This window comes from Rhodococcus sp. 14-2470-1a (assembly GCF_002259425.1).
GTDB classification, from domain to species: Bacteria; Actinomycetota; Actinomycetes; order Mycobacteriales; family Mycobacteriaceae; genus Rhodococcoides; species Rhodococcoides fascians_E.
Genome location: NZ_NPFZ01000028.1, coordinates 343820 through 367827, shown reverse-complemented (window position 1 = coordinate 367827; position 24008 = coordinate 343820). Strand labels below are relative to the sequence as shown.

Genomic DNA, 24008 nt, shown 5'->3' with positions numbered 1-24008 from the left:
TAGCCGCGCAGGTAATCTGGCGTCATGGCTGTCGTCAAGATCAACGCAATCGAGGTTCCCGAGGGCGCTGGCCCCGAGCTGGAGAAGCGCTTCGCTGCACGAGCAGGTGCCGTCGAGGGTTCACCCGGCTTCCTCGGTTTCCAACTTCTCCGCCCCACCAAAGGCGAGGACCGCTACTTCGTCGTCACGCAGTGGGAGACCGAAGAGGCCTTCCAGCAGTGGGCGTCGGGACCTGCCAGGGCCGCTCATTCCGGTGAACGCGCGAAGCCGGTCGCCTCGGGGGCGTCACTGCTCGAATTCGAGGTCGTGCTGGATGTGACTCCGGGGCGCTGAGCCGTGCCGCGGGTCCGAGTGTCCGTGCACCGCGTACCCCGTCGTTCGTGATTTCTTCGCGGTGTACATCGCCGAGTCGGCGCGCCGGAACAGGTCGTCGGCATCGGCGGTGTAGTTCTCGTCCACCGCGATGCCGATGCTGGCCGCGACGGTGATGTCGAAGCCGTCGATTCCGAACGACACTGCGAGTCCCTCGAGAATGCGCATCGCCACACCCACAGGATCGGGTCCAAGGTGCAGGACGACGAACTCGTCGCCGCCGAACCGCGACACGATGTCGCCCTGGTCGACGGCATCTGCCAGGAGAGTCGCCACGAACTGGAGCGCCCGGTCACCCACCGCGTGACCGAGGGTGTCGTTGATCATCTTGAAGTTGTCCAGATCGACCACCAGAACCGCTATCGGACAAGGGTTCCCGTGGACCCTCACGTCTGCGATGCGCTGACGCACCAGCACCCTGTTGGCCAGACCGGTCAACGGATCGTGCGCTATCCGACGACGCAGTTCCGTCTCCAGGTCCTGCCTGCGCATCGCCGCGGACACCACACCTGCGACCGTCTGCAGGTAGGCCAGCTCTCCGTCGCTGAATTCCCCTGACTCCGCGCTGTACACCGCGAGCACTCCCCACGGCTCATCCGATCCTTCGATGACCACGGCGGCGCCGCTGCGCACGCCTCGTGCCACCATGAAATCCGTCGGGAATCTCGTTTCGGTGTCCCGGTCCGCGCACGTGACCGGAGCGTCGGAGCGCAACGCAAGTCCAGCATGCGACAAGCGCGACAACGGAATTGCGGACGGCGGGGCACTGGGACCGGAGTAGGACACGGCCAACAGTTCGGAGCGATCCGGAGCGCTCGGCTCGAAGACGACGGCACAGTCCATCCCGGCGAGCGCCGCAGCAGCCTCGGTCGCCTCGGCGAGAATACGAGACCGACCGGCAGTCAACGCAGTTCGACTCAGGTCGGCGACCGTCCGCTGCTCACGCGCGTGGGCAGCGGCGTCCGCGACGGCTTCCCGCAGGCGGCACTCGACGTCGAACCGTCCGCGAAGGTCGCGTGCGACGACGGCCACGACAGGCGTGCGAGCATGTCGTCCCGTGACGACGAACGCCGATACCCAGACAGGGATGTCGGCGCCCGAACGCACGTGCCGCAGGACACTGTCTCCGGTCCAGACGCCACCTGCACCGAGTGCCCGCAGGACCGGGTCGACATCTCCTGCGACGCGCAGCGATTCCCTGAACTCGATGCCGGCCGCCCCGGCCCCGACGAGCCCCTGGGCGGCCGAATTGGCGTACGCCACATGACCGTCCGCGCCCCGCAGGTACATCGCGTCGGGCGAACGTTCGGCAATCGCGGCGAATTCTGCCACCCAGTCCGGGACCTGTGGCTCATCGATGTTCAGTTTCGATTCGCTGCCGATCCGACGGCTTTCGCACCATGAGAAGCCGATGACGAGGGCCGTGACGGGTGTGATTCGGGGCTCGGCCGGCCGGCCCCGACGAGGCACTCGATTCGCTCGATCGAGGCCTCCAGTTCTTCCTCGGGAACCGGATGACCGATGTGGAACCCTTGTGCACCGTCACACCCGAGTGCGCGCAGGCGGTCGAGAGTCTTGGCGTCCTCGACGCCCTCCGCGACGACGGTCATGCCCAGGCTCCGGCCGAGATCGATGGTCGACCGCACGATCGACGCATTGGTCGGTTGACTGTTCATGGCCGTGACGAACGACTTGTCGATCTTCAGGGTCTGGACCGGCAAGGATCTCAGGTAGGCCAACGAGCTGTAGCCGGTGCCGTAATCGTCGATGGCGAGCGAGACGCCCAGATCCCGGAGCGCGACGAGCGAATCGACGGAACGACGGGGGTCGGTCATGGCCGTGGTCTCGGTGACCTCGAACTGCACCGCCGATGCAGGGACACGGTGGGATTGCAGGGCGGTGGCCACGTTCTCCACCAAGGTGGCGTCCAGCAGGTTGCGGACCGAGAGGTTGACGGACACGCGGAAGTCCGACCGATTTCGGCGGAGGGTGCTGCAGCATTCCAGTGCATCGTCGAGGACGTAGGCGGTGATCGAGGGGAGCAGACCCGAGCGTTCCGCGTCGGGGAGGAACGACCAGGGCGAAATGAGGCCCTCGCGTGGATGCTGCCACCGCAGCAGTGCTTCGACTCCCGAGATCCGGCCCGTCTTCAGATCCATGCACGGCTGGAAGAACACACGCAGTTGCCGTTCGCGGATGGCGGTTTCGAGTTCCCCGAGCAGTCGCATCTGATCGTGGCGGTCGGAGTCCATCGCCGGGCTGTACAGCGACGAGCGTTCGTGGCCGTGCTTGGCGAAGGTGAGCGCGACGTGGGCGTGCTGCAGGAGTGCCTCGGCGTCGACGACGGCAAGCTTCGAGGACTCCACGACGCCGACCGTCGCGTCCAGAGCCACATTGATGTCGCGGACGAACATGGTCTCGCTGACTGCGCTGCGAAAATGATCCGCAGCTACCGACGTGGAGACGACCAACCGGTCCGCGGCCAGGGACACCACGAACTGGTCACCGCCGAGACGCCCGACGACGGAATCGCTCGCCGCTGCCGCCGACAACCTCTGCCCGATCTCACGGAGCACGCGATCCCCGACCGGATAGCCGAAGGTCTCGTTGATCTGCGCGAAGCGGTCGACGTCGACGACGAACACGACGACACCACAGGCACCGGCGTCGGCGAGGGAGCGGTCGAGAAGTTCTTCGAGGTGGCGTCGGTTGGCCAGCCCCGTCACCGGGTCCGACACCGCGGCGATGGACAACGCTTCGGCCTGTCGGCGCAGCGCCGCCAGGAAACATGCCATCCGCGCCGCGACCAGTACGACGGCAAGAACCGACGACCCGAACACGACCCAGCCCCATTCGGAGACCGGCACGCCGCGTACGAGTTCGATGCCCATCACGACGGGAGACAGCAGAATGCCTGCACTGAGCCCAGCGAGCCGAGTGCGTTCGACGACCCGTCTCGGCTTCTCGTCGGGCACGGTCCAGAGTTTTTGTGGCGGATACAGGGTCGCCGCCGTCAGAAGGATGTAGCCGATGAGCCATCCCGCGCTGACCACGCTCGTGTCGCGGAATTCGAACCGCTCGACGGCGAGGAAATTGATCCACGCCGACACCGCGAACGTCACGAAACCCGCCGCCGTCATCGTGAACGGCAATGTTCGTGCACGCTTGGACAACAGGAGGATGACGAGCAACGAGACGACGAAGCCGTCTGCGGTGGTGTAGACCACCACAGGCCAGTACTCGGAGAACGCATCGAACCCGAGGGAGATGTCCGGGCGGCTGCCGACGACGAAGATCCACGCAGCCAGCCCGACGCCGGTGGCAACGATCGAGCCCTCCAGTGCGTCCTCCAACCGGAGAACGCGATGGCCGTTGTCGTCGTGGATCAGAAGCACACCGACGATGAACGCAGCGTGCCCGAGAAGGTAGGCGGCGTCGGCCGGCGAGACCATCGGCACGGTTGTGTCGCCCAGTAGATACACCGCGGTGATCAGATCGCCGAGGCCCCACGCCACGAGGCCCATCAGCAGGAAGAACCACGTGGGTCGGTTGGCGAGGCTCCGGTGCTTGCTGACGCAGGCGAACGTCACGACGCAGGCGGCGGTGATCAGCGCGTACACCGAGATCCTGGGCAATCCGCTCGGCAGCCACAAGTAGACGCCGGTACCCACCAGCCCTACCGACAGGAAGCTCGACCACCTCATGCCCCGAGTGAGTCCTTTCCGGGTCCCAACCACCGTCGTGTCCGTTTGTTCGAATCGCGTCAGGCGTACGAACTGCATTCGATGCCGTTTGCCGTTCGGATTGCTCGACTTGTCCAGGATCTCAGACACGACGGTTGGAAGGTTATCTAGCCTCCCTCACTTCTTCAGTGACAGGTCACAATTTCGGGCGATCAGCCCGTTTTCTTCGGTGGTCGGCCGTCAGGACTCGAGCGCTGCGTCGAGGGTGATCTCCACACCGGTGAGAGCCTTGCTGACCGGGCATGTCTCCTTCGCGGCCTGCGCTGCCTTCGCGAAGCCCTCGGCGTCGAGGCCGTCGACCTCACCGCGAACGGTCAGCGCGATCCCCGTCAGCTTGAACCCTGGGTCGTCCGGTCCGAGAGAGACCTCGGCCTTGACCTCGAGACTCTGCGGCGTGCCACCTGCCTCCGCGATGAGGGCGGACAGCTGCATCGCGTAGCACGACGAGTGCGCCGCAGCGATCAGCTCTTCCGGACTGGTGGTGCCGTCGGCGTTCTCGGCAGCACGCTTGGGAAACGAGACGTCGAACGTTGCTGCGCCGGAACTGGTGAGTTCCACCTGACCCGAACCGGCTTCCAGAGTTCCGTTCCATGCAGTGCGCGATGTACGTGTGGGCATAGCGTCTGACTCCTCTCGACATGCGCCCGGCCGGACGACAGGGCCGCATACTCGAAGGCTAGCGATTCAATCCGGCAGACTCCTGCTGTCCTGGGAATGATAGTGCGCCAGAAGCCTTTTCTCCTCGTCATGACGAGGGAATGCGAAGAACACGAGGACTGCTCCGACGACCACCACCGCGATCGCGGCCGCATACGACCGTTGATCACCGTCGAGAAACGCCTGCCTCGCGGCGTCGATGATCTGATCGCCGTACTGCGGATACCGCTCGGCCATGTCGGCCGCGGACGAAAAGGACTTCGTCAGGATCGACTGAGTCTCGGTACCGACCTGGCTCGCCTGCGGCGAATTCGCGATCGCGGACGTCAACGACGCTGCATATCCCGCCGTCAGCAGGGCCCCGAGCGTCGACTGCATGATCGCGCCGCCCAGATCGCGCTGCAGATCCGCCGTTCCCGACGCCATTCCTGCCCGATCGACGGGCACCGACCCCGTCAACGAGCGCGACGCCGGGGTACCGGCGAACCCGACGCCGATTCCGAGCAGCACGTAGCTCAGGGCGACGAACAGGTAGGAGACGTTCTCCTTCCAGGTAGCCCACGCGACGACGAGACCGAGAACGATGAACAAGTAGCCGAGCAGCAGCGTGAACCTCGACCCCTTCGACTCGACCAACTTCGCCGACTGCGGTGCGACGAGAACCATGGCGGCAGCCGCGGGAAGCGTCGACGCCCCGGCTTGCAGAGTGGAGTACTCGAGCACGTTCTGCAGGAATTGCTGACCGACGAAGATGACGCCCATCAGCGAACCGAAGACGATGATGCCCGCGAGCGCCGCCGCCCAGAAGGTCTTGCGGCGAGCGATGGACAGGTCGTACAGCGGGAACTCGGCACGTGCCTGCCGCAGCACGAACACCGCACCCGCCGCCAGGGCAATCGCCCCGAGTCCGATCGCGAGTGTCCCTTTGCCGTCGACCGGTGCGAAGTTGATGCTCAGCACGAGCGCCGCGATGAACACCACGGACACCATGCCGCCGAGGTTGTCCACCGGGTCGGTGGTCTCGTTGACGTGGGACGGTACGAGCACGGCAGCCAGCAGCAACGCCAGTCCGGCCAGCGGAAGCGTCACGAGAAACACTGCACCCCAGTGAAACTTCTCGAGCAGCGCCCCCGACAGCAGCGGTCCCAGTGCGGACAGGGCACCGCCCAGCGCAGACCACAGTGCAATGGCCTTGGTCCGCGCCGGCCCCGACCACAGCGCCGTGATCAACGCCAGCGTCGTCGGATACGCCAGGCCCGCCGACACACCTCCCAGTAGTCGTGCGCCGAACAGCACCTCGAAGTTCGGCGCGAATCCGGCGATCACACATGCAGGCACCGACAACGCCATGCCCAGCACCAGAAGCATCTTGCGGCCGTACCGGTCACCGAGCGCGCCCAGATACAGCACCGACGCCGCCAACCCGAGCGAATAGGCAACGGCGATCAGGTTGAGCTGCGTCTGGCTCGCGTCGAAGTCCCGGCCGATCTCCGGCAGCGCCACGTTCGCTACGGCAAGGTTCAGATTCGCCACCGCAGCGACCAGGATCAGAACGAACAACACCAGTCCGGCGCGGGCCGGCTTCGAGTCGAGGGGCACGACCGTCAGTCAAGCGCATCGCCCGCACACTGCGCCTCACCTGTTGGGTGCGAAGTTCTGCCGCCCCCTCTCGCTCGCAAGAGTGGGCGCGTCGTTGGCCTGCGACCCCGGTCTGTCCGCACTACGGTGACGGCTGTGACTCGAATCCGGTGCACGGTGCTCATCGCCCTCGTCGTGGCCTCGTTGGGAGCGGCACCTGCTCAGGCCGATCCGCTCACCGACTTCTACTCCGCACCCGTACCCGACATCGCCGCGCGAGCAGACGGCGATGTCGTGCGATCGATCCGCGTCGGACCACCTCTCGGCGACGGACTCGGGCTGGATATCGACCGAATTCTCTACCGCACCACGAACACTCAGGGCGACCCGACGGTAGTCTCCGGCTACACGATGACACCGACCGCACCCTGGCCGGGGCCAGGCCCGAGGCCCGTCATCGCCTACGCCCCGGGAACATCCGGGATGGCCGACCGATGCGCCGGTTCGGCAGTGCTGGGAACCGTCGGGTCTTCCCCCGCTGTCCTACCACTCCTCCTCGCCGGATACTCCGTCGCCGCCACCGACTACGTGGGCCTCGGAACCCCGGGCGGGCACACCTACCTCGAACGAGTCGACGCAGCTCACGCCCTGCTCGACGTCGCACGCGTCGGCGCCGGGGACTCGGACGCACCTGTCGTCCTGTTCGGCTACTCCGAAGGCGGCTACGCCGCGGGGGCCGCGGCAGAACTGGCGGCGTCGTACGCACCGGAACTCGACGTCCGCGGCTCGTACATCGGCGCGCCACCGGCCGATCCGACGCTCAACATCGACAACCTCGACAACACGCCGCTTGCTCCTGCACTGCTCTACGCTGTCGGCGGGCTGATCAACGCGCACCCTGAAGACGCCGAACGACTTCGCTCACAGTTCAATTCGAACGGTCAGGCCCTGCTCGACGAGTCACAGAACTGGTGCTCGACCGATATAGCCGCCAACCGGCTCCTGCGATCGACCGACCTCACCTCCGACGGCCGATCCCTCGCAGCACGGCTCGCCGAGGAGCCCGCGGCATCGCTGATGCGCGCGAACACCGTCGGACACGGAATGCCGAGCGCCCCGGTTCTTCTGTCGCAATCCGTCGCCGACGACACCGTGCCGATCCAGCAGAGCCGGACACTCCGAGATCGCTGGACAGCAGCCGGATTCACCGACCTCACCTACATCGAGTACCCGATCCCCCGCGTCCCGGTTCCCGGCGTCAACCACGCCCCCGGTGGATTGATCGCCTATGGCGACGTCATGCCCTGGATTGCGGGCCTCCTCGCGCGCTGATCCCGGCCCACCCCCGGCCCAGCCCGGCCCACCCCCGGCATCGATGCCGGCTGCCCGACGTGATCACACCCCCGGCGAGGCAGGCAGCTGAACACCCCTACGCAGCAGAGCGGGCCGCACCCCGTGAGGGATGCGGCCCGCTGTGGTGGAACTACCCGACTACTCGCTGTCGCTGTCGCCAGCGGCCTTGGCCAGGTCGACCGGAACCTCGTCGGGAACGGTGATGGCCTTCTTCTCGCCGCGGAACGTGAACTTCGCGTCCTCGCCTGCGCCTTCGCCGTCCCAGTTCTCGACGTCGACCAGGACGATCTGTCCGGGCTCGATCTCGCCGAAGAGGATCTTCTCCGACAGCTGATCCTCGATCTCGCGCTGGATGGTGCGACGCAGCGGCCGCGCACCCAGAACCGGATCGAATCCACGCTTGGCGAGGAGGGACTTCGCCTTCTCGGTGACCTCGATGGCCATGTCCTTGTTCTTCAGCGCACCCTCGACGCGGTTGAGCATGAGATCGACCATCTGGATGATCTCGTCCTGGGTGAGCTGGTGGAACACGACGATGTCGTCGATACGGTTCAGGAACTCCGGGCGGAAGTGCTTCTTCAGCTCGTCGTTGACCTTCAGCTTCATGCGCTCGTAGTTCGAGCCGGTGCCTTCACCCGAGGAGAAGCCGAGACCGACTGCCTTCGAGATGTCCGAGGTACCGAGGTTCGAGGTGAAGATGAGCACGGTGTTCTTGAAGTCGACCGTGCGTCCCTGGCCGTCGGTGAGACGGCCGTCTTCGAGCACCTGCAGGAGGGTGTTGTAGATCTCCTGGTGTGCCTTCTCGATCTCGTCGAACAGCACGACGGAGAACGGCTTGCGGCGGACCTTCTCGGTGAGCTGGCCGCCCTCTTCGTATCCGACGTATCCGGGAGGAGCACCGAACAGACGCGACGCGGTGAAGCGGTCGTGGAACTCGCCCATGTCGATCTGGATGAGCGCGTCGTCCTCGCCGAACAGGAAGTTCGCCAGTGCCTTGGACAGCTCGGTCTTACCGACACCGGACGGGCCGGCGAAGATGAACGAGCCGGACGGACGCTTGGGGTCCTTCAGACCCGCACGCGTCCGGCGGATGGCCTTGGAGACGGCCTTGACGGCCTCGACCTGCCCGATGATCCGCTTGTGCAGCTCGTCCTCCATACGGAGCAGACGGGTGGTCTCCTCCTCGGTGAGCTTGAAGACGGGGATACCGGTCCAGTTTCCGAGGACCTCGGCGATCTGCTCGTCGTCGACCTCGGCGATGACATCGAGGTCACCGGAACGCCACTGCTTCTCGCGCTCGGCACGCTGCTGAACCAGCTGCTTTTCCTTGTCGCGCAGGTTCGCGGCCTTCTCGAAGTCCTGCGCGTCGATCGCGGATTCCTTTTCGCGACGCGCGTCGGCGATCTTGTCGTCGAACTCGCGCAGGTCCGGCGGCGCGGTCATCCGGCGGATGCGCATCCGCGCGCCCGCTTCGTCGATGAGGTCGATTGCCTTGTCCGGCAGGAATCGGTCGTTGATGTACCGGTCCGCCAGAGTTGCTGCCGCGACGAGTGCACCGTCGGTGATCGAGACACGGTGGTGTGCCTCGTAACGATCGCGCAGACCCTTGAGAATCTCGATGGTGTGCTCGACGGTGGGCTCGCCGACCTGGACGGGCTGGAACCGCCGCTCGAGAGCAGCGTCCTTCTCGATGTACTTGCGGTACTCGTCGAGGGTGGTTGCGCCGATGGTCTGCAGCTCGCCACGCGCAAGCTTGGGCTTGAGGATGGAGGCCGCGTCGATAGCGCCCTCGGCGGCACCTGCGCCGACGAGCGTGTGCAGCTCGTCGATGAACAGGATGATGTCGCCGCGAGTGTTGATCTCCTTGAGAACCTTCTTCAGGCGCTCCTCGAAGTCACCGCGGTAACGACTGCCTGCAACCAGCGACCCGAGGTCGAGGGTGTAGAGCTGCTTGTCCTTCAAGGTCTCGGGGACCTCGCCGTTGACGATTGCTTGCGCGAGCCCCTCGACGACAGCGGTCTTACCGACACCGGGCTCACCGATCAGAACAGGGTTGTTCTTGGTACGGCGGCTCAGGACCTGCATGACGCGCTCGATTTCCTTCGCGCGACCGATGACCGGGTCGAGCTTGCCTTCGAGTGCGGCCTGGGTCAGGTTACGACCGAACTGGTCGAGCACCAGCGACGTGGACGGCGTACCGGCCTCGCCACGGCTGCTTCCGGACTCCGACGGCTCCTTGCCCTGGTAACCGGACAGTAGCTGGATGACCTGCTGACGCACACGGTTGAGGTCGGCACCGAGCTTGACCAGAACCTGGGCGGCGACGCCTTCACCCTCGCGGATCAGTCCGAGCAGAATGTGCTCGGTACCGATGTAGTTGTGACCGAGCTGCAGAGCCTCACGCAGGCTGAGCTCGAGGACTTTCTTGGCGCGCGGGGTGAACGGAATATGACCGGACGGAGCCTGCTGGCCCTGACCGATGATTTCCTCGACCTGGCTGCGGACTCCTTCAAGGGAGATACCCAACGACTCCAGAGACTTCGCCGCTACGCCCTCACCCTCGTGGATGAGCCCGAGCAGGATGTGCTCCGTGCCGATGTAGTTGTGGTTGAGCATCCGGGCTTCTTCTTGAGCCAGGACGACAACACGCCGCGCGCGATCGGTGAACCTCTCGAACATCGCTCTCCCTCACTTCTCGGTGGGAGGTAGCACTTCCCACCAGGTCTTCTAGCACCACAGTATCTAGTAACACGGGGTCGCTCGGCATCGGAGGCGCTCGACGCCGACAACTGGAACGTCCACGCCTCCAGCCTCACTGTAGTTGGCCGGTCGTTCACTCGCCGACCCTCGGTCCCCTTGGATCAACGCTCGGCGTTGCTGTGGGTGACTGAAGTGCCTGCTTACAGTTCTTAACGCGGGCCGATGCGTATTCGTTTCCGATTCTCTGTCCGCTGCTGGCGAACAGCCGAGGGACTCAGGCCTGCGGTTTCACGATGGGGAAGAGGATGGTCTCCCGAATGCCGAGGCCGGTGAGCGCCATCAGGAGCCGGTCGATTCCCATGCCCGTGCCCGTAGTGGGCGGCATACCCTGCTCCATCGCCGCAAGGAAGTCCTCGTCGAGCACCATCGCTTCGTCGTCGCCGGCTGCGGCCTGGCGGGCCTGGTCCTCGAAACGCTCACGCTGAATGACCGGGTCGACGAGCTCGGAGTATCCGGTAGCCAGTTCGAACCCGCGGACATAGAGGTCCCACTTCTCGGTGACACCCGGCTTGCTCCGGTGCTGGCGAGTCAACGGCGACGTCTCCACCGGAAAATCACGAACGAACGTGGGCGCGGACAGGCCGTCGCCGACCTGGTGCTCCCACAGTTCCTCGACGAGCTTCCCGTGGCCGTAGATGGGCTTGCCGTCCTTGCGGGGGACCTCGAGCCCGACCTTCTCGGCGAGCGCGAGCAGCTCGTCGACAGTCGTGTCCGGGGTGACGGTGACGCCGATGGACTCCGAGAGCGACGGGTACATCTCGAGCGTCGTCCACTCGCCACTCAAGTCGTACGTGGTGCCGTCGGGGAGCAGCACGATCTGTGTGCCGAGGGCGGCCTGCGCGACTTCCTGGATCAACTCACGCGTCATCCGTGCGGAATCGTCGTACGTCCCGTACGCCTCGTACGTCTCGAGCATCGCGAACTCCGGTGAGTGCGACGAATCCGCGCCTTCGTTACGGAAGTTGCGGTTGATCTCGAAGACCTTTTCGATACCGCCGACGACGCAGCGCTTCAGGAACAGCTCCGGCGCGATCCTCAGGTACAGGTCCGTGTCCAGCGCATTGGAGTGCGTGACGAACGGGCGTGCAGCCGCGCCGCCATGCAGCGTCTGCAGCATGGGCGTCTCGACCTCGAGAAAGCCGCGGCGCTCGAGTGCAGTGCGAAGCTCACGCACGACGGCGATGCGCTTGCGCGCGACCTCACGAGCCTCGGGGCGAGTGATCAAATCCAGGTAACGCTGACGGATGCGCGTTTCCTCGTTCAATTCCTTGTGTGCAACCGGCAACGGACGCAATGCCTTCGACGCGATCTGCCACTTGTCGGCCATGACGCTGAGCTCGCCGCGGCGACTCGAGATGACCTCGCCGTGCACGAACACGAAGTCACCGAGGTCGACGTCCGACTTCCACGCCGCCAGCGCGTCCTCCCCGACTCCGGCGAGGCTGATCATCGCCTGGAGCTGGGTGCCGTCGCCCTCCTGCAGCGTCGCGAAACAGAGCTTTCCTGTATTGCGGACGAAGATGACGCGTCCGGCGACGCCGACGAGCTCACCCGTAGCGGTATCGGCATCGAGGCTCGGGAACTGCTCCCTGATCTCCAGCAGCGAATGCGTGCGGTCCACGGACACGGGATACGCCTCTTGCCCCTGCTCGAGCAGACGGTCCCGCTTGGCACGACGAATCCGAAGCTGTTCCGGAGTGTCCGACAGCTCTTGGGCGTCCGACGATTCTGGAACGGCGGCGGTGGGGGAAGCTGCGTCAGTCACGGAAGCACACTTTATCCGGCGCGTGCGACAAAGACAGAATCAGTGCGCCGTGACGGCTTCTGCTTCACGGACGCAGTGCCGCGCCTTCGTCAGAACACCGAGCAGTCCAGCGGACTTGAGCGCTTGGTAGCCACCGACGAGGTCGGTCGCCTTGTGCAACCCCAACTCCTGCAGCGACGCTGCAGCCAGGGAGGATGTGTACCCCTCGGAGCAGATCACGATCCACTCGACGTCGTGATCCACCGCCGCGACCAACCGAGCGTCGCTGGTGGGATCCAGACGCCACTCGAGCACGTTGCGTTCGATGGCCAGCGCGCCGGGCAGCGTCCCTTCGACGGCCCGTTGGGCCTGCGGACGGATGTCGACGACGATCGCGCCGCGTTCGACGGCGTCACGCAGTTCGAAGACGGTCATCCGGTCGATTCGAGTCCGTGCTTCGTCGAGCATCTGGACGACGGTCTTGCTCATTTCGAAGGTCCTTCGGGCTCATCGGTCAGCTCGGTGCGGGTTCGTCGGAGTGCCGACTTGTCGGTCACTTCGTAGTAGGACATCGCGGTCAGCGGCGGTGAATAGGCGTGGACACTCAGTGTCGGGTGAGGAGTCGTCGGGTCACTCCGCAGGCTCCGCTCCTGCCCGGTGATCGATGCGGGTGCGCGCATGACGTCGTGTACCCATCCGAGCGGGAAGGACGCCTGATCCCCGGCGTCGAGTCGACGACGCTTCAGTCCGTCTCCCGCCCAACGGTATTCGACGAGCGATCCGCTCAACACGGTGAGTGCACCGAGCGATCCGGCGTGATCGTGCAGCTCGGTGGAGCGGTCCGGTACCCAGCTGATCAACCAGACATCCAGGTCGTCGTCGGCGTGCAACCGCGTCGACCAGCGCTCACCGGTGGGCCAGTTGCCACCGGCGGGCAGCAGGTGGTCGAAGCGTCCTTCGAGGACGTCGGACGCACCCTGATCGGTGATCCGCAGCAAGTCGTGAGGCCGCAACCGAGTCGGAAGCGTCAGATTGGGCGCAGAACTGGACGACAGAGATCCAGAAAAGACAGGTGTGGAAAGCATGGAAACTTCTCCAGGATAGGTAATTGAACGAGGCAGCGGTCAGCCTCGACAACACTCCTGGGGTCCCATGCACATCATCACGACGTCGATTCTTACACAACCGTTCCAGTTGCGCTAGCGGGTCCGTCTTTTCGCCAGGTTTCGCTCGAACACCAGACGCAGGCCCTCGAGCGTCAGATCCGGCTCGTGGTGCTCGACGGACGCACTTTCCGCCATGATGAGCGGCGCACTCTCACCCGTCCCGATGACGGCGACGTCCTTGCCCCCGAACTCCGGCAGTTCGCGCCGGACCCGATTCACCAGGCCGTCGACCAGGCCCGCGAACCCGAAGACCGCCCCGGCCTGCATGCACTCGACGGTGTTCTTGCCGACGACGGAACGCGGTCGCAGCAATTCCACCTCACGCAACGCCGCGGAACGTGACGACATCGCCGCCGTCGAGATCTCCAGGCCCGGTGCGATGGCGCCGCCGAGGAACTCACCCTTGGCCGAGACCACGTCGACGCACGTCGTGGTGCCGAAATCCACCACGATGCAGGCACTCCCGTACAAATCATGCGCGGCAAGCGTGTTCACGATGCGGTCCGCACCCACCTCCTTGGGATTGTCGACCAGCAACGGAACTCCCGTGCGCACACCGGGTTCCACCACCACGTGCGGCACATGCTTCCAGTATCGGGCCAGCATCGTGCGCGTCTCACGCAGCACCGAGGGCACGGTCGACAACGCCGACACTCCCGTGATCTGCTCGGCATCGGGCCCGATCAGCCCACGAAGCATCAACGCCAGCTCGTCGGCGGTGACGTTGGGGTCGGTCCGCACCCGCCAGTCTCGGTGCAGCGTCGCGTGATCACCACTTCCGCTGAACAATCCGAGCGTCGTCGAGGTATTGCGAACGTCGACTGCGAGCAGCACAGCTAGACCAGCACGGAGTCGGCGCGCAGCGTGCGTGGAGTGATCAGACCGGACCCCTCGGGCGCGTGGGCAGGATCGGAGCCCAACTCCACCGGAGCGTTCTTGTCGTCGACGAACACCACTCGCGGCGCGTAGTCCTTGCACTCCTGCTCGTTCATCACTCCATAGGCGATCAGAATGACCAAATCACCGGGGTTGACGAGATGAGCTGCCGCACCGTTGATTCCGATGACGCCACTGCCCCGCTCACCGGTGATCACATACGTCTCGAGGCGCGCACCGTTGTCGATGTCGACGATGGTGACCTGCTCCCCTTCCAGCAGATCGGCAGCCTCCATCAGATCCAGATCCACCGTGACCGAGCCAACGTAGTGCAGGTCGGCATGCGTGACGGTGGCGCGGTGGATCTTGGACTTCATCATTGTGCGAAACATGTTGTCACCCTTCAGCTTTGGTAAATTCGTTCGCCTGCGCAGGCTCCACTCCTGCTTTATCGAGTCGTTCCGCAGGCTCCACTCCTGCTTCGAGGAAGCCGGTGCCCACGGCCACCCCGACGTTGTCGATGAGGCGGGTGGTTCCGATTCTGGCGGCGACGAGGAGTCGCCCGTCTCCTCGTTCCGGGGCCGGCCCGAGGTCCACGCCGCGGACCTCGAGGTAGTCCACGTCGACCCCGGGGACCGAGTCCAGCACACCCCGCGCGGTCGACAGGATCGCCGACACACCACCTGCCGCTGCGTGCGCTCCGGCTACCAGAGCGGCCGAGAGAACCATCGCGGCGTCTCGCTGCGCGGAGTCGAGGTACCGATTGCGGGAGGACAGTGCGAGCCCGTCCTGCTCGCGGACCGTCGGCACGCCGTAGATCTTGACGTCGAAGTTCAGATCGCGAACCATCTGACGGATCAGAGTGAGCTGCTGATAGTCCTTCTCGCCGAAGTACGCCGCGTGCGGCGACGCGATCTGCAGCAACTTCGCGACCACGGTGAGCATGCCCGCGAAATGTGTGGGCCGGGAAGCGCCTTCCAGCTCCGCCCCGAGCGGGCCTGGATGCACGGTGGTGCGCGGACCGGCCGGATACATGTCCGACGCGGAGGGCGCGAACACCAGCTCGACCCCTTCCCCACGAAGCAGTTCGGCGTCGGCGTCGAGCGTGCGCGGGTAGGCGTCCAGGTCCTCCCCTGCCCCGAACTGCAGAGGATTGACGAAGATCGACACGATGACGACAGCTCCGGTGAGCTTGGCCTGCCGGACGAGGTGGATGTGACCTGCGTGCAACGCACCCATCGTCGGCACGAGCGACACAGTTTTGCCCACTGCGCGAAGAGCTTTGGACACCGAGGTGATCACGGCGGGATCGTGGTGGACCGTGAGTTCCCCGGCCTTGTAGCTACCTGCCAGTGTCATCGTTCGCCTTCCAGAAACTCGACCAGTGGCGCGGGTGCGCCGATTCTCTGCGCGGACCGCAGCGACAGGGCTCGGTACCCTTCGGCAATCCGCGGGTCCACCTCCCGCAGCACACTCAGATGTTTCTGCACTGCGCTCAGATCCCCGCGGGCGACCGGCCCCGTCAACGCAGACTGTCCACGTCGAAGCGCATTCTCGAGCGCAGCATTCAGCAACGGCGCAAGAACACGCTGCGGCACACCGGGTTCGGTGTCCATGCCGGGAAATCCCGGGCCGTCGAGAGCAACGTGCAGAGCCTCGACGGCGTCGGCGACGAGGGTGACGAGATGATTGGATCCGTGCGCCAGAGCGGCGTGATACAGCGCTCGCTCCGTCTCCGCGACGTGCACCGGTTCTCCGCCCAGTTCGAGCACCAGCGCCTGCGCGACGGCGTAACCGATCTCGTCGGCCGCAGTGATGCCGAAACACGCCGAGGCCAGTCGATCCGTGTCCTCGGCGAGTCCGGAAAAGGTCATCGCCGGATGGATCGCCAGCGGCACGGCACCCTGAGCGGACAACGGCGACAGAATGCCCACACCGTTGGCGCCGGAAGTGTGCACGACGAGCTTGCCCGGCGCCACGACGCCCGTTGCCGCCAGACCCGTTGCAAGCGAGGCGAGTTCGGAATCGGGGACCGCGAGGATCAGCAACTCGGCGCGAGTGGCGACCTCGTCGACCGGCAGTATCTGCGTGTCCGGAAGGCGTGTGCGCGCACGATGCACCGAATCCTCGGACACGGCAGAGCAGGCGACGACGACGTGTCCGACGCGCTCGAGAGCTTCGCCGAGAGCTGTGCCTACGCGACCTGCCGACACGATGCCGACCGCCAAACGCGCAGGTGCGGGATCAGCAGTGAACTCGGATGAGGTCACCGATTACTTCCTCTCGTTCGTTCCAGTCCCGCTCGGCGGGTACCAGACGTCCTGTCCAAGAGAATAGCCTCACAAGGCATGCACCGGCCACGGCGCATCAACGTGATCTAGTTCACGATCGCGTCAGTCGGCGCGACGACGGTGCCTGCGTTCGGTGGGCTCACCGGAACCCGACTGCAGTCCTGCCATGATCTCCGCGACGGAACGACCGTTGGAGTGCGCTCCGGCGGTGTCCCCGTCCTCGGGTTCCGCCCGGCGCCGACGCCGTGACCGCGGCTCGGGATCCGGAAGATCCCAATGTTGGGACGGGCTCTCGGGCTCGGGATCCTGCCGAACCTCGGGCTGCGGCTCGGGCTCGGAATGCTGCCGAACCTCGGGCTCGGGCTCGGGCTGCGACTGTGGCTCGGGAACGACCTCGGCCGGCGAGTCGTGCACCACGTCTGCGTACTCGGCTTCGACTGGTACTTCGGGGGATGGCTCCGGGTACGCCGACGGCGCAGCGGAGGCGCGGGGAGGCGTCGGGACCCGTCGGCCACCGCCGGGAGCCCGCGCGTCACCTCGCCGGGGCTGTACCGGGCTTCCACCACCGGCAGTTCCACCACCGGCAGTTCCACCACCGGCAGTTCCATCGCCGGACGCCTGGGGCGCGGGAGCCTGGGAGGTGGGAGCGTGCGTGTAGCCGAGGGGGACCTCGCTGCCGATCGGCACGTCGGGGTAGAGCACCGACGTCTCCGCGGTCACTGGTTCGTCGTACGGGTTGGCGATTCCTTGAACCGGCGAGACCGGGGCGCTCGGCCGCTGGCCTCGCGGATCCCTGAGCGCCGAGTCGGGCTCGTTGGCACCGGTACGCCCGGGGATGTACAACCCCGACGGCGCTGGTTGGTACCCGTCGTAGTTGCGGCCTCCGCCGAGCTCGGCCACCCGCGTCGCCTCGGCGCGGAGGGCTACCCGCTCGGTGGGGAGATTGCCGTCGAACAACATCTGCAGGTTCTCCCGCAGGTGCGCGAGTTCCGCCCGCAGGGCCGCGACCTCACTGGTCTCGAGCTGCACTTCACTGCGCACACGCGCCTCGACGCCCAACTCGTACTCACGCCGGGCGGAGATCTCCCGCGCGAGTTGCAGCTCGTACACCGTTTGCAGGTCCTTGGCCTTCGTCTGATCCGCCGCGGCCTCGCGTCGATACTTCGTCATCGCGAACGCGCCCACGATCGCCGCCCACAACGCGGAGACGAGGCCCACCCGCAACCATTGGACGTTCTCGCTGAACAACAGCAGCACACTCGCCGCGACTCCGAAGACGACCAACGCGGCTATGAACAACTGGCTCGCACTGCGCCGCGAACGGCGTGCGGCCTTTGCGCGAGTCGGTTCGGTCATGGCAACCAGGGTAGCTGGCAAATCGCCACGAACCGGTCAACCTCGGTTGTGGATCGCCACAGCGCCTGCTGGGTGGTTCGGCCACGTGACGGGACCCACGCGAGTCAGCGCGGATCGTCTCCGCGATCCTCCGGTGTGCGACAGCACTGTTCGAGCCACAGCGCGGCACCGACGAGAGCGAGACCGGCAAGCAGCCCGACGATGGCTCCCGGCCTGTCGGCGGCCGCGGCTCGCACGGTCGACGCCTGGGGCAGGATGTGAACGAGAAAACCGGCCCAGATACCCGTCACGGCCGACCCCACCAGCGCCGACGCTTTCGCCAGGGCCAGGGCCCGAGCGGCCGTGATGGGGTGGACGTGGCGTGGTCCGTCGCCGATCCGGCTGGTCCCCACTCGCGACCGCAGCACGAACGCGAAGATCAGCTCACCGATGGCGATCGGGTACAGCGATGCGCCGACGAGCACCGACATCGGCGGAAGCATCCCGTAGAACGACCTGACCAGCAGCCACATCGCGACGGCTGCGAACAGCGCGATGGAGACGAGGTCTCGTACCCGTGTCGGTTTCATCTCGGTCATCCGCGCGCGTCTACTCTCGACGCTCTTCTGCGGAGACGGGTGTCATGTCGGTCGCCCGGACGCCACTGCGTTCCTCGGCGCTCAACGTCGCGAGCCAGTCGTCGACGCGCCTGGCGTCCGTGCCGACCGCGAGGGTGGCGTCGGGCTCCACGTCGAGCCACGGGAGCAGGACGAACGCGCGCTCGTGGGCACGGGGATGCGGCAGCAACAACTGCGGATCGGTTCCGACGACGTCCTGGCCGGCATCCGATCGGCACACCACGATGTCCACGTCGAGGCTGCGAGGGCCCCACCGCACCTCACGAACCCGCTCGGCGTTCGCTTCGCGTTCCCTGGCGAACTCCAGCCACTCGTACGGTCCGCGCTCCGGGTCGTCGGCGACGACGATCGCGTTCAGAAAATCCTGCTGTTCGATGCCACCCCACGGCGCTGACATGTAGACCTTCGACACCGCTCGCACTCGCGGTCCGAGATCGTCGGTGACGGACCGCAGGTGTGCGAGCGAATCACCGACGTTGCTGCCGATCGACAGTACGACCTGCGTCATGAGCGCACTCGGTGGGCGACGACGGCGACATCGACGAATTCCAGAGGAATCGGAGCCGACGGCTTGTGCAATACCACTTCGACGGCGTCGACCCGGGTATCGGTCATGACCGAATCTGCGATCTCGGCGGCAACCGTTTCGATCAGGTCCCGGGGCGGGCCCGCCACGATGGCGGCGGCGGCCTCGGCCAGTTCGCCGTAATGCAACGTTGCCGTCAGGTCGTCGGACGCGGCAGCCGGCTTCAGATCCATCCAGACGGTGATGTCCACGACGAAGTCCTGGCCGTCGCGCTTCTCGAAGTCGAAGACTCCGTGGTGTCCGCGAACCTTCAACCCGCGCAACTCGATTCGGTCGCTCACCCGATGCTCGCCCTTCATGCGCTTGCCTCCCATGCGTCGACGACGGCCACCGCGTCCAGCGTGGAGCGGGCGTCGTGCACGCGTACGCCCCATGCCCCTGCTGCCACCGCGAGCGCCGATACGACGGCAGTCGCGACCTCACGGCCGGCCGGCGGGCGGTCGACGCCGTCCTGCGCCAACAGCGACCCGAGGAAGCGTTTGCGCGACGCCCCGATCAGGACGGGCATTCCCAATTCCACGAACGTGGGAATCGCGTGGAGCAGTTGCCAGTTGTGGTGGGCGTTCTTGGCGAAACCGAGGCCGGGATCCAACACGATGTTGGATCGGTCGACTCCGGCAGCGACAGCGCGATCCACCTGGTGAAGCAGCTCGCGTCGAACGTCCGCCACGACGTCGTCGTAGTGATCGGCCGCACCGGAGTGCGCATAGTTCTCCGAGCTCCGCCAGTGCATCAGGATCCACGGCACGCCTGCGTCCGCGACGACAGACGCCATGTCCGGGTCGGCCCGGCCACCGGACACGTCGTTGACGATGGTGACGCCTGCTTCGATCGCGGCGGCGGCAACCGATGCGCGCATCGTGTCGACGCTCGTCGGGATGCCCTGCTCACCGAGGGCGGCAATCACCGGCACCACTCGTCGGGCTTCGACCTCCGGATCGATGCGTTCCGCTCCCGGACGTGTCGATTCGCCACCGACGTCGACGATGTCCACACCCATGGCGTGCAGCTGAACACCGTGTGCGACGGCAGCGTCGACGTCGAGATACCGACCACCGTCGGAGAACGAATCCGCCGTGACGTTGAGAACGCCCATCACCACATGGGCGCCGGGCCGAAACGGCCGAAAAGACGTCATTTCCGCAGAATCAGATCCAACGCCTCGGATCGAGACGCTGCACTCGACTGGAACAGTCCGCGGACGGCCGACGTCGTCGTACTGGCTCCCGGCTTGCGAATGCCGCGCATGGCCATGCACAGATGCTCCGCCTCGATCACGACGATGGCGCCGCGCGGGTCGAGCTTGCGCATCACGGCGTCGGCGATCTGGCTGGTCAGACGCTCCTGCACCTGTGGACGCTTGGCGTAGAGATCCACGACGCGGGCCAACTTGGACAGGCCGGTCACCTTGCCGCTCTTGCCGGGAATGTACCCGACGTGGGCGACGCCGTGGAACGAGACCAGGTGATGCTCGCACGTAGAGAACATCGGGATACCCCGCACCAGAACGAGTTCCTGATGGCCCTCGTCGAACGTCGTGTTCAGCACCGAATCCGGGTCCGTGTACAGCCCGCCGAACATCTCCTTGTACGCACGGGCCACGCGCGCCGGGGTGTCGAGCAGGCCGGCACGGTCAGGATCTTCTCCGACGGCGATCAGCAACTCACGGACCGCGGCCTCGGCACGCGGCTGGTCGAACGTGCGCCCTGTTGCAACTGCGACGAGGTTGTCCGGCGCAACCGGGGCGCCCTCATCGTCCATCCGCGTGACTGACACGTGTGCTCTTTCCTTCGGTCCACCCGCGGCTCACAACCGCAGGCCCACTCATTGCGCCGCGTAAGCCTATCGCCCGATCCCGACTGACCTAACTGTGCCCGCCGGGACCTTCCCACCGCTGCGTGCGAGGACCTTCGTCGCCGCCGTGCTCGGACTCCGGCGCATCGGAACGCTGGTTCTCCGGACCCGGTGCATCAGGACGCTGTTCGTTCGGACGCTGGGGCACGGGACCGCCGAGCGGCAATCCGCCCAGGGGATCCCACTGCGAACCGGCGGGGTCGCGGTACTGAGGAGACGGGCGCTGGTCGCCGTACTGACCCGACGCGGCCGAGCCTCCACCCTGGCCCGCCGAACCCTGACTGCCGGACGCGTCATCGGAATCCGGAGTGCCGGACCTGCCATCGTTACCTGGCTCGCGGTACTCCGGGGGCTGGTACTGAGGCGGACGGTACTGAGGAGACTGGTACGTCGGCGGCGCCTGGAACTGCGGACCCGATTCACCCGGGCGACCGCCGCCGGGACCGGAAGCGTCACGCGGGGGCCAGCCCGGTGCCGACCAGCCGGCAGGTGCGCCGTAATCCGGACGCGATCGCGGAGTCTCGGGGTTGCGGTAGCTGCCGCCACCGTTGTAAGCACCGCCACCGGTGTAGTTCCCGCCCGGATAGTTGCCGTTGCCCGGGTGGCTGCCCGTGGCGTCGGCACCACCGGAGTGCTGGCCTCCGCGCGATCCACCGTTGTACGGGGCACTGCCGTACGGTGTGCCGCCGTTCGCGGGACCACCGTTCGCAGGACCACCGTTCGCAGGACCACCGTGCACCGGGCCACCGTTGACCGGGCCACCGTTGTGCTGGGAACCGTTGGCCGGGGCACCGTTGGTGTGCGCTCCCGGCCTGCCGCCGTTGTACCCGTCCTGACCGTTGTAGCCGTCCTGACCGGACTTGGTCAGCTGCGGGGAGCCTGCGTAGCTGGGCTGCGGGAACTGTTGCGGCGGAACGACCTTGGGCGCGATGGGCGGCGGAGGCCACGGCTCGCCGCGTTCGATCGCGAGCTCACCCGGCGTCTTCACCGGGGGCTTGTCCGACGGGATGCGCTCACCGAAGTCGTTGAACAGTGTGATCCGCGGCCGCTTGGTGACGCCCGTGAAGATCTTCTCGAGATCCTTGCGGGTCAGCGTCTCGCGCTCCAACAATTCGGTCGCGAGCGTGTCCAGCACGTCGCGGTACTCGTTGAGAATGGCCCACGCCTCGGTGTGCGCGGCTTCGATGAGCTTGCGCACCTCCTCGTCGATCTCGCGGGCGACCTCGTGCGAGAAGTCCGACTGCACACCCATCGAGCGGCCGAGGAACGGATCGCCCTGTTCCTGCCCGTAGCGAACTGCTCCGAGCTTGCTGCTCATGCCGTACTCGGTCACCATCGCGCGAGCGATCTTGGTCGCCTGGTCGATGTCCGAGGATGCGCCCGTCGTCGGCTCGTGGAACACGAGCTCCTCGGCCGCGCGGCCACCCATCGCCATCACGAGCCGCGCGATCATTTCCGACCTGGTCATCAGGCCCTTGTCGTCCTCGGGGACGGTCATCGCGTGACCACCCGTCCGACCGCGGGCGAGGATGGTGACCTTGTAGACGGGCTCGATGTCCGGCATCGCCCACGCCGCGAGGGTGTGGCCACCCTCGTGGTACGCGGTGATCTTCTTCTCGTGCTCGCTGATGATCCGGCTCTTGCGGCGCGGCCCTCCGACCACGCGGTCGACGGATTCCTCCAGCGCGGCCTCGGTGATGACGGTGCCGTTCTCACGGGCCGTCAGCAGAGCGGCCTCGTTGATGACGTTGGCAAGGTCCGCGCCGGACATTCCGACGGTCCGCTTGGCGAGACCTTCCAGATCGGCGTCCTGAGCGACGGGCTTGCCGGCGGAATGCACCGCGAGGATCGCACGTCGACCGGCCAGGTCCGGAGCACCGACCGGAATCTGGCGGTCGAAACGGCCTGGTCGCAGCAGCGCCGGGTCGAGGATGTCGGGCCGGTTGGTGGCGGCGATCAGAATGACGCCGGTGCGCTCGCCGAAGCCGTCCATCTCGACGAGAAGCTGGTTGAGGGTCTGCTCACGCTCGTCGTGGCCACCACCCATGCCTGCGCCACGCTGACGACCGACGGCGTCGATCTCGTCGACGAAGATGATGCACGGGCTGTTCTGCTTGGCCTGCTCGAACAGATCGCGGACACGGGAAGCGCCGACACCGACGAACATCTCGACGAAGTCCGAGCCGGAGATGGTGAAGAACGGAACGCCTGCTTCACCGGCGACGGCGCGTGCCAGCAGTGTCTTGCCGGTTCCGGGAGGGCCGTACAGCAGCACGCCGCGCGGAATCTTCGCGCCGAGCGACTGGTAGCGAGCCGGGTTCTGCAGGAAATCCTTGATCTCGTACAGCTCTTCGACTGCCTCGTCGGCACCTGCGACGTCCTGGAACGTCGTCTTGGGCATGTCCTTGCTGAGTTGCTTGGCCTTCGACTTGCCGAAGCCCATGACGCCGCCGCGGCCACCGCCCTGCATGCGACTCATGATGAAGATGAAGACACCGAGCAGAATCAGCATCGGAAGAACGAACAGCAGCAGCGACGACACCCAGCTGTCCTGGCTGACGACGGTGTTGTAGCTTTCGAGGCCGTCCGCGCTGACCTTGTCGAAGATGGTCTGCGACGCCGAGTCCGGGTACTTCGCGATGATCTGCGTTTCGTTCTCGGTGGCGTCGTTGCCGTTCTTCAGGGTGAGGCGGACCTGCTGCTCGCGGTCGTCGATCTGGGCCTTCTCGACGTTGTTGTCGTCGAGCTGGGCGATGGCCACCGACGTGTCGACGGACTTCCAGTCCCTCGTGTCGTTTCCGAAGTAGCTGAAAGCGAAAATCGCCAGCAGTATCGCAAACACGATGGCCAGGTTCCGTATAACTGTCTTCCGATTCATACAGCTTCAGCCGAGACGGCCTCGTCCTTTCCAGTTCCAGTTACCGGGCCACTCTGCTGGTTCAGCTCGAGCACCGGATGCCCCAGGTTACCGCGAGCGGCCGCGGCGTACTCGTGGTGCGGTAACCCGGCGATACATCCCCCACGCCGTTCGCCCGATGGATGTATCACGATTCTC

Annotated in this window: 21 protein-coding genes; 2 read left to right on the top strand and 19 right to left on the bottom strand. The window is 65.9% G+C overall.

All coding sequences use genetic code 11. From position 1 onward, the window contains the following. The first annotated feature begins 24 nt into the window (after positions 1-24). Positions 25-333, top strand: coding sequence for a mycobilin-forming heme oxygenase MhuD (mhuD, locus tag CH292_RS17450; RefSeq protein WP_019663074.1), 309 nt, complete (start codon positions 25-27; stop codon positions 331-333). Here the strand turns inward: mhuD and CH292_RS17445 are convergent. The 4 genes from CH292_RS17445 to CH292_RS17430 all read right to left on the bottom strand — a co-directional run bounded on the left by CH292_RS17445 (position 286) and on the right by CH292_RS17430 (position 6371). Continuing rightward, the gene (locus tag CH292_RS17445) at positions 286-1704 is read right to left on the bottom strand and encodes a sensor domain-containing diguanylate cyclase (RefSeq protein WP_094655321.1); all 1419 of its coding nucleotides are present in this window, start codon (positions 1702-1704) and stop codon (positions 286-288) included. The genes mhuD and CH292_RS17445 overlap by 48 nt on opposite strands. A gap of 29 nt (positions 1705-1733) precedes the next feature. Further along, positions 1734-4076 carry a bifunctional diguanylate cyclase/phosphodiesterase gene (locus tag CH292_RS17440; RefSeq protein ID WP_256978210.1) on the bottom strand — a complete coding sequence of 781 codons (2343 nt, stop codon included), beginning with the start codon at positions 4074-4076 and terminating at the stop codon, positions 1734-1736. A 219-nt stretch (positions 4077-4295) separates the two neighbouring features. Then, positions 4296-4733, bottom strand: coding sequence for an OsmC family peroxiredoxin (locus CH292_RS17435; RefSeq protein WP_019663071.1), 438 nt, complete (start codon positions 4731-4733; stop codon positions 4296-4298). 66 nt (positions 4734-4799) lie between these two features. Beyond that, the gene (locus CH292_RS17430; RefSeq protein WP_019663070.1) at positions 4800-6371 is read right to left on the bottom strand and encodes an MFS transporter; all 1572 of its coding nucleotides are present in this window, start codon (positions 6369-6371) and stop codon (positions 4800-4802) included. 135 nt (positions 6372-6506) lie between these two features. On the opposite strand from CH292_RS17430, the gene CH292_RS17425 reads away from it, so the two are divergent. After that, positions 6507-7682: a lipase family protein gene (locus tag CH292_RS17425; protein ID WP_256978209.1), complete on the top strand. Its 1176-nt coding sequence runs from the start codon at positions 6507-6509 to the stop codon at positions 7680-7682. A gap of 159 nt (positions 7683-7841) precedes the next feature. Here the strand turns inward: CH292_RS17425 and CH292_RS17420 are convergent, their stop codons facing one another. The 15 genes from CH292_RS17420 to ftsH form a co-directional block, all read right to left on the bottom strand. Further along, positions 7842-10382, bottom strand: a complete 2541-nt coding sequence (locus tag CH292_RS17420) for an ATP-dependent Clp protease ATP-binding subunit (protein WP_019663068.1) — start codon at positions 10380-10382, stop codon at positions 7842-7844. Positions 10383-10677: 295 nt separating this feature from the next. Then, positions 10678-12228 carry a lysine--tRNA ligase gene (lysS, locus tag CH292_RS17415; RefSeq protein ID WP_094655318.1) on the bottom strand — a complete coding sequence of 517 codons (1551 nt, stop codon included), beginning with the start codon at positions 12226-12228 and terminating at the stop codon, positions 10678-10680. A gap of 39 nt (positions 12229-12267) precedes the next feature. Continuing rightward, positions 12268-12696 (bottom strand): rhodanese-like domain-containing protein, encoded by a 429-nt coding sequence (locus tag CH292_RS17410; protein WP_019663066.1) that lies wholly within the window; start codon positions 12694-12696, stop codon positions 12268-12270. Next, a complete protein-coding gene (locus tag CH292_RS17405) occupies positions 12693-13292 on the bottom strand; it encodes a cysteine dioxygenase family protein (RefSeq protein ID WP_094655317.1) in 600 nt (199 codons plus the stop codon). Before CH292_RS17405 ends, CH292_RS17410 begins: the two co-directional genes overlap by 4 nt. A 114-nt stretch (positions 13293-13406) precedes the next feature. Beyond that, complete coding sequence (locus CH292_RS17400) at positions 13407-14207, bottom strand: type III pantothenate kinase (protein WP_019663064.1); 801 nt, start codon at positions 14205-14207, stop codon at positions 13407-13409. A 2-nt stretch (positions 14208-14209) separates the two neighbouring features. Then, positions 14210-14641: an aspartate 1-decarboxylase gene (gene panD / locus CH292_RS17395; RefSeq protein WP_019663063.1), complete on the bottom strand. Its 432-nt coding sequence runs from the start codon at positions 14639-14641 to the stop codon at positions 14210-14212. 4 nt (positions 14642-14645) lie between these two features. Beyond that, positions 14646-15608, bottom strand: coding sequence for a pantoate--beta-alanine ligase (gene panC, locus CH292_RS17390; protein ID WP_094655316.1), 963 nt, complete (start codon positions 15606-15608; stop codon positions 14646-14648). Then, positions 15605-16519, bottom strand: coding sequence for a Rossmann-like and DUF2520 domain-containing protein (locus CH292_RS17385; protein ID WP_094655315.1), 915 nt, complete (start codon positions 16517-16519; stop codon positions 15605-15607). The genes panC and CH292_RS17385 overlap by 4 nt, the downstream gene beginning before the upstream one ends. Before the next feature lie 123 nt (positions 16520-16642). Continuing rightward, on the bottom strand, positions 16643-17896 hold the full coding sequence (locus CH292_RS17380; RefSeq protein ID WP_094655314.1) for a DUF6779 domain-containing protein: 1254 nt from the start codon (positions 17894-17896) through the stop codon (positions 16643-16645). Between the two features lie 104 nt (positions 17897-18000). Further along, on the bottom strand, positions 18001-18465 hold the full coding sequence (locus tag CH292_RS17375) for a DUF3180 domain-containing protein (protein ID WP_179275297.1): 465 nt from the start codon (positions 18463-18465) through the stop codon (positions 18001-18003). Positions 18466-18484: 19 nt separating this feature from the next. Further along, complete coding sequence (folK, locus tag CH292_RS17370) at positions 18485-19021, bottom strand: 2-amino-4-hydroxy-6-hydroxymethyldihydropteridine diphosphokinase (protein ID WP_094627820.1); 537 nt, start codon at positions 19019-19021, stop codon at positions 18485-18487. After that, the gene (folB, locus tag CH292_RS17365) at positions 19018-19380 is read right to left on the bottom strand and encodes a dihydroneopterin aldolase (protein WP_026347421.1); all 363 of its coding nucleotides are present in this window, start codon (positions 19378-19380) and stop codon (positions 19018-19020) included. The genes folK and folB overlap by 4 nt, the downstream gene beginning before the upstream one ends. Positions 19381-19394: 14 nt before the next feature. Next, entirely contained in the window at positions 19395-20237 is an 843-nt protein-coding gene (folP, locus tag CH292_RS17360) for a dihydropteroate synthase (RefSeq protein ID WP_026347420.1), read from the bottom strand. Further along, positions 20234-20860 (bottom strand): GTP cyclohydrolase I FolE, encoded by a 627-nt coding sequence (gene folE, locus CH292_RS17355; RefSeq protein ID WP_019663055.1) that lies wholly within the window; start codon positions 20858-20860, stop codon positions 20234-20236. Before folE ends, folP begins: the two co-directional genes overlap by 4 nt. A 103-nt stretch (positions 20861-20963) precedes the next feature. Next, positions 20964-23831: an ATP-dependent zinc metalloprotease FtsH gene (ftsH, locus tag CH292_RS17350; RefSeq protein ID WP_094655313.1), complete on the bottom strand. Its 2868-nt coding sequence runs from the start codon at positions 23829-23831 to the stop codon at positions 20964-20966. Positions 23832-24008: the final 177 nt, after the last annotated feature.